The organism is uncultured Phascolarctobacterium sp., assembly GCF_905212365.1.
Taxonomy (GTDB): Bacteria; Bacillota; Negativicutes; order Acidaminococcales; family Acidaminococcaceae; genus Phascolarctobacterium_A.
Window position 1 is genome coordinate 1 of record NZ_CAJMEH010000079.1, and the last position, 7,813, is coordinate 7,813.

Annotated in this window: 6 protein-coding genes; all 6 read right to left on the reverse strand. The window is 41.9% G+C overall.

From position 1 onward, the window contains the following. Nucleotides 1-136 precede the first annotated feature (136 nt). The 6 genes from QZ105_RS09755 to QZ105_RS09780 all read right to left on the reverse strand — a co-directional run bounded on the left by QZ105_RS09755 (nucleotide 137) and on the right by QZ105_RS09780 (nucleotide 7,522). Entirely contained in the window at nucleotides 137-1,360 is a 1,224-nt protein-coding gene (locus QZ105_RS09755; RefSeq protein WP_293729730.1) for an ATP-binding protein, read from the reverse strand. A 122-nt stretch (nucleotides 1,361-1,482) separates the two neighbouring features. Beyond that, entirely contained in the window at nucleotides 1,483-2,487 is a 1,005-nt protein-coding gene (locus QZ105_RS09760) for an ABC transporter substrate-binding protein (protein ID WP_293729731.1), read from the reverse strand. Then, a complete protein-coding gene (locus QZ105_RS09765) occupies nucleotides 2,484-3,530 on the reverse strand; it encodes an iron ABC transporter permease (protein ID WP_366936040.1) in 1,047 nt (348 codons plus the stop codon). The genes QZ105_RS09760 and QZ105_RS09765 overlap by 4 nt, the downstream gene beginning before the upstream one ends. Beyond that, nucleotides 3,527-4,282 (reverse strand): ABC transporter ATP-binding protein, encoded by a 756-nt coding sequence (locus QZ105_RS09770; protein WP_293729733.1) that lies wholly within the window; start codon nucleotides 4,280-4,282, stop codon nucleotides 3,527-3,529. Before QZ105_RS09770 ends, QZ105_RS09765 begins: the two co-directional genes overlap by 4 nt. 1 nt (nucleotide 4,283) lies before the next feature. Next, nucleotides 4,284-5,264 carry an iron ABC transporter permease gene (locus QZ105_RS09775; RefSeq protein WP_293729734.1) on the reverse strand — a complete coding sequence of 327 codons (981 nt, stop codon included), beginning with the start codon at nucleotides 5,262-5,264 and terminating at the stop codon, nucleotides 4,284-4,286. A 152-nt stretch (nucleotides 5,265-5,416) separates the two neighbouring features. After that, complete coding sequence (locus tag QZ105_RS09780; RefSeq protein WP_293729735.1) at nucleotides 5,417-7,522, reverse strand: TonB-dependent siderophore receptor; 2,106 nt, start codon at nucleotides 7,520-7,522, stop codon at nucleotides 5,417-5,419. Nucleotides 7,523-7,813: the final 291 nt, after the last annotated feature.

Here is a 7,813-nt window from a genome sequence, read left to right on the forward strand (position 1 = left end):
TCCATACAAAAAGACATCAGGCTCCTTGGGCAACCGGGGAGCCTGATGTCTTTTTAATTTCAAAACGCATCGAAAGCAAGAAAAATAAATTTCAGCTTTTATTTATCCGAACTTTTGTCATTCCCTTCTTCTATTTTTAAATCATCCACACCGGCACAATATAATTATCTGCATCAACGGCGGATAATTCCGGACGCATACAAAGCAACGCTCCCTTCCCTCGCGGGACTGCGCCCTTGTCCAACACCTCAAAGGCAGATACTAATTTGCTGCTGGGATTGACAGACCGCTTAATTTCTAAAGGATTCAGCAAACCGTTGCTTTCCATAACCATATCAATCTCATTGCTGTTGCTGTCGCGATAATACCACAGCAAGCAATCCTGCGCCGTATTATGATAGCTTTTCATAATTTCAGCCACAACATAATTTTCTAAAATAGCGCCGTTAAGCGCGCCGTTCTGTAAAATTTCCGGAGAATTGTAGCGAGTCAAATAGGCGACCAAGCCTGTATCAAAAAAATACAGCTTAGGCGTTTTCACCGTGCGCTTCAAAAGATTGTTAGAGTAAGGACGTAAATAAAAAATCACGTCTGATTTTTCTAAAACCAAAAGCCATCTCTTAGCCGTATCGTCAGATACGCCAACATCCTGAGCAATATCATGCACATTCAGCATTTGCCCTACACGACAGGCTGCAGCCCGGATAAAATCCTGAAACAAAAATTTATCCAAGCGCGAAATCAACTCGCTTACATCCCTGTCTATATAAGTCTGAACATAGCTGGAGTAAAATACCGTTCTGTTTTTATATTTGCCGCTGATATAACCTGGCAATGATCCCTGCCAAATCCGCTTATAAATTTCTTCTAAATCAGCAGGCTTACCTAAAGCTTTGCGCTGCTTTAACCCAGCTAAATCAACAGTAAAGGGCTCTGCTGCGCCAGAACCATATATTTCGTGCTGCGATAATCCTGACATATGCAGAATAGCTACGCGCCCGGCCAAGGATTCCTGTGCCAAATCCATCATGCGAAAGGCTTGCGAGCCTGTTAACCAAAAAGAACCCGGCTCTGCCCCGTTATCTATAGCAATTTTGATATACGAAAAAAGCTGCGGCGCATACTGCACTTCGTCAATCAAAATCGGCAAATCATGCACTTGCAGAAACAGCGCCGGATCCTCCTGCGCCATTTTCCGTTCCTCAAAATCGTCTAAAGTAACATACGTTCTTTGCGTCTGCATCAAATTGCGCAGCACTGTAGTTTTACCCACCTGACGCGGGCCGGTAATTAAAACGCAGGAATAATCCTGTGATAATTCTATTATTTTAGCTTCCAAATCACGCTTAATATAGTTCATAGCCGAGCCCTCCTTTTAGGCAAATATTCGATTTAATCTTATTTTAGCCTAAAAAGAAAAAGTTGGCAAGGCGAAATATTGCGAGGGTCGCGTCAGTTTAAGCTTAACTTTTATTTTGTTTTCTAATTCTTATCGTCAATCTCAATTCCCGGATACATTTTAGAGGCTAAAAATCTTAAACCATCTTCTGTACGACAGGCCGAACCATAAGTAAAACGCAAAGGGATACTATACACTCTCTTATTTTTTATGCACGATAAATTACGCAAAGCCGGGTTTTGCGTAATTTTTTTTAAGCACTCGCCATAATCAACATGGCTGCACACTACAAATAACACATCCGGATCCTCTTTAATAACATTTTCAAAGCCAATAACGGGCGGATTCACTTCTATTTCCCCGCCAATTCTGTTAATCATATCGCCGACTAATTTCGTCCGGTCGTAGCAAATCATGGAACTTAAAAATTCCACTACCATTACTTTAGGCTGTTTATAATTTTTTCTTTTTTCATTGATTTCGTCAATCGTAGCATAGGTATCACTGATAATTTTTTCAGCATTTGCCTCTACCCTGAACGCCTTGCCCAAATCATCTATAAATTTCATTTCTTTTTCAATAGTTTCAGGAACCAAATGCTTACTTGGCGTGTTAGTGTTCAACGGAACTAACGTAGCCACACCCCTTGCGTTCCAATAATCCGTATTTTTCAAACGATTGCGAATGAACACGCATTGCTGAGCTATAATTAAATCAGGATGCAGCTGTGTAATATATTCCATATTCAAATAGCCGCTGCTGCATTTTTTCACATGATCAAATTTGTCCTTATTATAAGAACGCATAGCATACCGCCGGTTATTCTGAGCGGCAGCCATTAAAATATTATTTTCCACGCCCAATTCCAACAGCGTTTCTGTTTCATTTTCGCCGACAACAACCACTCTGCCAGGCGCCTTTGCAAAAGTCTGCTTGTTGCTGCCTTTAACGAAATAATTATCTACATTGATATTATCTACCACAACAGAAGCTTTGTCCGCGTTATCATGCGCGGCCCGGTAATTTCCACAGCCGCAGAACAGCAGCGTTATAACAATCAATATATTAGCCAAAAATAATTTTCTCATTTTTTGTTATACCCGTAATTTTTACTTAGCAATAAATAAACAAATACCGGCGCTCCGATAACGGACACCACTATGCCGATAGGAACTTCGGAGCCTTCTCGCGCAATTCTGCTGATAACATCGGCTAAAACCATAAAGACAGCGCCGGTCAAAGCGCAATTAGGCAGGATTTGTTTATAATTGCTTCTATAAATCAGTCTCACAATATGCGGCACTACGAGCCCAATAAAGCCGATTATACCGCTATTATACACAATCAAGCCAACCATTACGGCACATAAAAAAACATACACCATTCTAATTTTAGCCAAATCATAGCCCAAGGTTATAGCAGCTTCATCGCCAAATAACATTAGATTCAGGATTCGGGAATTTTTATAAAAATAAAACATCAGGCAGAACACGACAATGGTCAAAACATAAATGTTTTCCCATCTGGCATTTTGCAAGCTGCCCATAAGCCAAAAAGTAACGCTTTGTATGCGTTCGGCATCGGCATAAACGCTGATGATTAAGCTTATGCAGGCGGCGCTGACTGCATTAAACGCCATACCGGATAATAAAATTGTTACCGTATTAGCGCTGCCAAAATAAAAAGCTATCAAAATAATACAAATCGTTACTGTCAACGCGCCGATAAAAGCAAAAAAGCCGATGCTATCAAAGCCCATTACACTGGTAAGCCCCAGGATAATCGCCAACACCGCGCCTAATCCCGCTCCCGAAGAAATTCCCAAAAGGTAAGGGTCAGCCAGAGGATTCTTCATCACGGCCTGCATTACGCATCCCGATACAGCTAATCCACTGCCAATAAGCACTGCCAAGGCGAACCGCGGCAGGCGCAGGTAATATATTACGTCCGCCAAAATATCTGTATCGCTCATCGTCCCCTGAATAATATCCGCCAAAATCTGGCAAGTTTTTTTATAACCTATCTCTATAGTCCCTTGCCCGAGCAAATATACAAGTATAATACAGCAAACTAAAAATGTAATTACTGCATATTTTCTGCTAAATAAATTCATTATAAAATCCTTCGTCATTTATAAGCTATCAATATTCTTCCATCAGAGCGCTTGATTATTTCTGATTCCACTTCGTACATCTCAAAAATAAATTCGCTTGTTAAAACTTCCTGCGGAGTTCCTATTTTAATAATTCTTCCATTCTTCATTGCTACCAATATATCGCAATAGGCCGCCGCAATATTCAAATCGTGCAGCGCGGCTACTACCGTTAATTTACGACTCTTAACGATATTCAAAAGCTGCAGCTGATATTTAATGTCCAAATGATTTGTCGGCTCGTCTAAAATCAAGCATTCGGTTTTTTGCGCCAACGCGCGCGCCAGCATTATTCTTTGCTGTTCGCCTCCGGAAAGCAAGGCAAAGCTGCTATGAGCGAATGCTCCCATGCCGACAACGTCTAAACATTCTCTGGCGATAGCGTAATCTTCTTCATTATCCGCTTCCATAGCTTTTTTGTAAGGACTGCGCCCCATCAACACAACGTCCAAAACCTCAAAATTAAAATTATAATAATTATGCTGCGCTAAAACGGCCTGTTTTCTGGCAGTTTCCCGCACAGAATATTTTTCCAGCGCTTTGCCGTCAAGATATATCGCCCCGCTCGCAGGCTGCAAAATACGATAAACGCATTTTAGCATCGTACTCTTGCCGCTGCCGTTAGGGCCAATCAAGCCGGTAAATTTGCCGTCAGGAAATTCCAGCGATATTCCCTTTAAAATTTCTCTATTGCCAAATTGAATTTTTAATTCTTCTAAATTTATTCTCATCTTAATTCACACCAGGCCTGTAATTTTGTTTTAATAACAAATAAATAAAACACGGCGCTCCCAACAAGGCGAAAATAACCCCTAAAGGAATATCGATGCCAAAAATAATAGTACGGGAAAGTATATCCATTACTACCGCCATACAACCGCCAAAGAGTACCGCTACGGGAAGTAATTTTTTATGATTAGCGCCGAAAAGCAACCGTATAATATGCGGAACGATAAGCCCGACGAAGCCTATAGCGCCGGCGTTAAATACAATAAAGCCTACCAGCAGGCCATTTAACAGTAAATATTTTTTTATATAATAATGCAAATCCACGCCCAACGTCATAGCAGCATCGTGCCCGACCAGCATTAAATTCAAAATTCTAATCTGCGTCAGAAAATACCGGAATAAAACGACGATAATACCTAAAAGAAGCAGAACATTTTCTATTTTTGCATTAGCCACGTTCCCCATCAGCCAATAAGTAATAGCTTCCATGCCTTCTTTGTTGCTGCCAAAATAAGCTATCAAGCTGGATATGCTGGAACAAACTGCGCTCACGGCCATACCCGATAACAGCAAATTATTATTCGCCGCTTTCGAAGAGGAAAAGTCGGCAATAAAAGTAACTAAAAGGGATACGGCAAACGCTCCCACAAACGCGCACACACCTATGGCCTGCGCACCAAAAAAAGAGCCTAACCCCAAAAAGATTGCGCTGGTAGCACCTAAGGAAGCTCCGGAAGAAACTCCTAAAATATATGGGTCAGCCAAAGGATTTTTGACGACAGCCTGCATAACAATGCCCGACAGCGTGAGGCCCATGCCTACACAGGCGGCTAATAAAATTCGCGGCAGGCGCAGCTGCAAAACCACATCTATTATATCTCTATTGATATTTTCAGCAGGAAGCAACCCTGATTTCGCCAATAAAGCAGTCGCCAGCGTCAGCCAGTCAACTTTTATAAAGCCCAGCTTTAATCCGCAAAACATAGCAACGAGCAAAAAAGTTGCTAAAAAAAATACTATATTTTTTATTTTGTACCTTTTTATTTTCTCTTGCATCTTATAATTTCATTCATTATCAAAATAGGCAGAAGAGATGAGCCCAGCTCATCTCTTCTGTTGCAGGAATATACTGCTTATTAAATTTCAAAATTAGCGGACAAAACGATAGTACGCGGCGCGCCAACATTTAAGCTGCTGCTGCCGGAACGTGCGCTCCAATAATCTTTGCCGGTCAGATTATAGCACATCAAGTCAAAGGTTACGGGAGTATGGCTCAGTTTAGTTTTATAAGAAGCGCCTAAATCAAATTTAGTGTAGGACGGTACGTCCAAAGCACCGTTATTAATGGTTGTAGAGTCAAGGTAAGTTACTCTGCCGATGAAAGACAAGTCTTCGGTCGGATGATAAATTGCGCCTACCGTGCCAGACCATTTAGATGCGCCATTAACGTCGTTGCCTTTGTAGTCTTCCGCATTGAGGTACATAACGCCGCCGATTAAATCCCATTTATCAGCCAAATTACCAGTAAAGGCCCATTCAAAGCCTTTATTTTTCTGCTCGCCGTCTTGCAGTAAGAAAGGTCTAGTATAACCAGGGCGATATACGGAAATGTTATTGGCCTGAGTAATTTCAAATGCGCTGAAGGTATTTAAGAAACTACCTGTTTTTACTTTTACGCCTATTTCATTCTGTTTTGTTTTAGCCGGGTCAAGCATTTGCCCTTGGTTTTCATAAGTATTACCAACTAAAGACCCCATGCCAAAGCTTTCGCTGTGGTCGGCATAAACGGTAACGGCAGGCGATACCTTATAGCTTACCGCATAAGTCGGGCAGATAGCGTCGGAATCCTGCGTTGGAGATCCAACAGGAGTTCTCGAAGCCTTATGACCATGCAAAGCCAAAGTTACCTGTAATTTATCATCCAAAGCCTTTAAGGTATCGACGATATGCCAGCCAGTCATCTGGGCATCCTGACTATGGACAGGATCGTAAGAAGGTCTTTCCAAGGATGGCCACCAATTATGCTGATAAATATTACCAGTACCAGACCATGTTCCTCCATTAGCAAAATTCATATTTCTGCTTAAAGCATAATTGTACCAGGTCTTATCAGCACCAACCAAATATTCATTCTTTACGGAGCCGATATTGAAATCGCCTTTTACGCCAACGCCCAAATATTTTTTAGTCAAAGCCAAAGGATAGTTGGTCATAGAAATATCAAAGTCACCTATATTATTTTTAATCGTAGGATTGCCATCAATGTAACCATACCAATCCTCACGGTGATAGCCGGCGTTCAAATAAGCGCTGATATGCTCGCCTAATTTTTGCTCATGGTTCAAGGCGGCAATCCAGTTATCGTATTCATTATAGGACCAATCCGGCTTATAAATACGGCTGCTATCAGGAGCGCTAGGCAAAGAAGTTACACCGTTGCCAAAAGAAATACTGCCCGTGCCGCCTTTATGATCAGTATGGTCATAAGCAATCAGCAAATTAGTTTTAGAATTGTCGCTCTTTTGGTCCAAGTTAATGGAAAAAGCTTGTTGGGATAAATTTTCTCCGTCCAGAACAGTATCGCCGCTGATATTGCTGGCCGTAATGCGAACGCCGTATTTATCGTTCTCGCCAAATCTGCGGCCAACGTCGATAGCCTCTTGCATAGAGGACCCGCCGCGATAAGCAACTTTGATATTAGCATTACCTTCGGAGGTTGCTGCTTTAGATTGAATATTAACGCTGCCAGCCGCTGCTTCAGAAAAAGACGTAGCATTAGTACCTAAGCTGGGACCGGAAATGACGCTGATGCTGTCAGCCCAATAATACGGAATATTTTCCTGGCACAGCAATCCAGGAATACCGTTTACATAGAAGCTATGACCTGATTGATAGATACCGCGAATAGAAATATCGGTATAAGTACCGCCACGGTCAGCACGAACCGAAGGGTCCAAGGACAAAGCGTCGGCAATACCGGCATTGGGAGAAGCGAATTTTTCAATAGTCTTATTGCTGATTTCGCTAACCGTCATAGGCGCGCTCATAATATCCTGCTTACCAGTAAAACCAGTAGTAACTTCTTCTTTTGCCAACCCGCCCGGCAGCACGCCGCGCTCGGCCTCGATAACCACCTCGTCCAGTTGGCCGCTCATGGTTTCCTCAGCGCTGGCACTCATAACAAAGCCCACGCTGGCAACAGCGCACAGTACTGACATAACTAGCGCTTTCTTTTTCAACATAATTAACACCTCTTATAAATTTTATTTTTCAAACCATTCTGCCGAGCTTGCCGTGTTTCGCTTGCAGCCTGGTTTAAAATCGAAGGAAAAACATCTTGAGCCACGCTTCGCCTTAAAGCTATGTGACAGTCTAGGCTTTGCACCCGATTCTCTTTTGAGTATATACACGCAGCTAAAGCAAATATTCTATTGATGTTTTTACTTATTCGTTGTATAATTGCTATTGAGAATTTTTATCGTTTCTCATTATACACCGTTGTCCCCCCCAGTCAAGCAAAAGTGTATCGAGCA

What these genes read in the sequence shown, in the direction of transcription:
- QZ105_RS09765 (WP_366936040.1), bottom strand. Translation starts at nt 3,530, where the DNA reads ATGACGAAGGATTTTATAATGAATTTATTTAGCAGAAAATATGCAGTA.
- QZ105_RS09775 (WP_293729734.1), bottom strand. Translation starts at nt 5,264, where the DNA reads ATGTTTTGCGGATTAAAGCTGGGCTTTATAAAAGTTGACTGGCTGACG.
- QZ105_RS09770 (WP_293729733.1), bottom strand. Translation starts at nt 4,282, where the DNA reads ATGAGAATAAATTTAGAAGAATTAAAAATTCAATTTGGCAATAGAGAA.
- QZ105_RS09755 (WP_293729730.1), bottom strand. Translation starts at nt 1,360, where the DNA reads ATGAACTATATTAAGCGTGATTTGGAAGCTAAAATAATAGAATTATCA.
- QZ105_RS09760 (WP_293729731.1), bottom strand. Translation starts at nt 2,487, where the DNA reads ATGAGAAAATTATTTTTGGCTAATATATTGATTGTTATAACGCTGCTG.
- QZ105_RS09780 (WP_293729735.1), bottom strand. Translation starts at nt 7,522, where the DNA reads ATGTTGAAAAAGAAAGCGCTAGTTATGTCAGTACTGTGCGCTGTTGCC.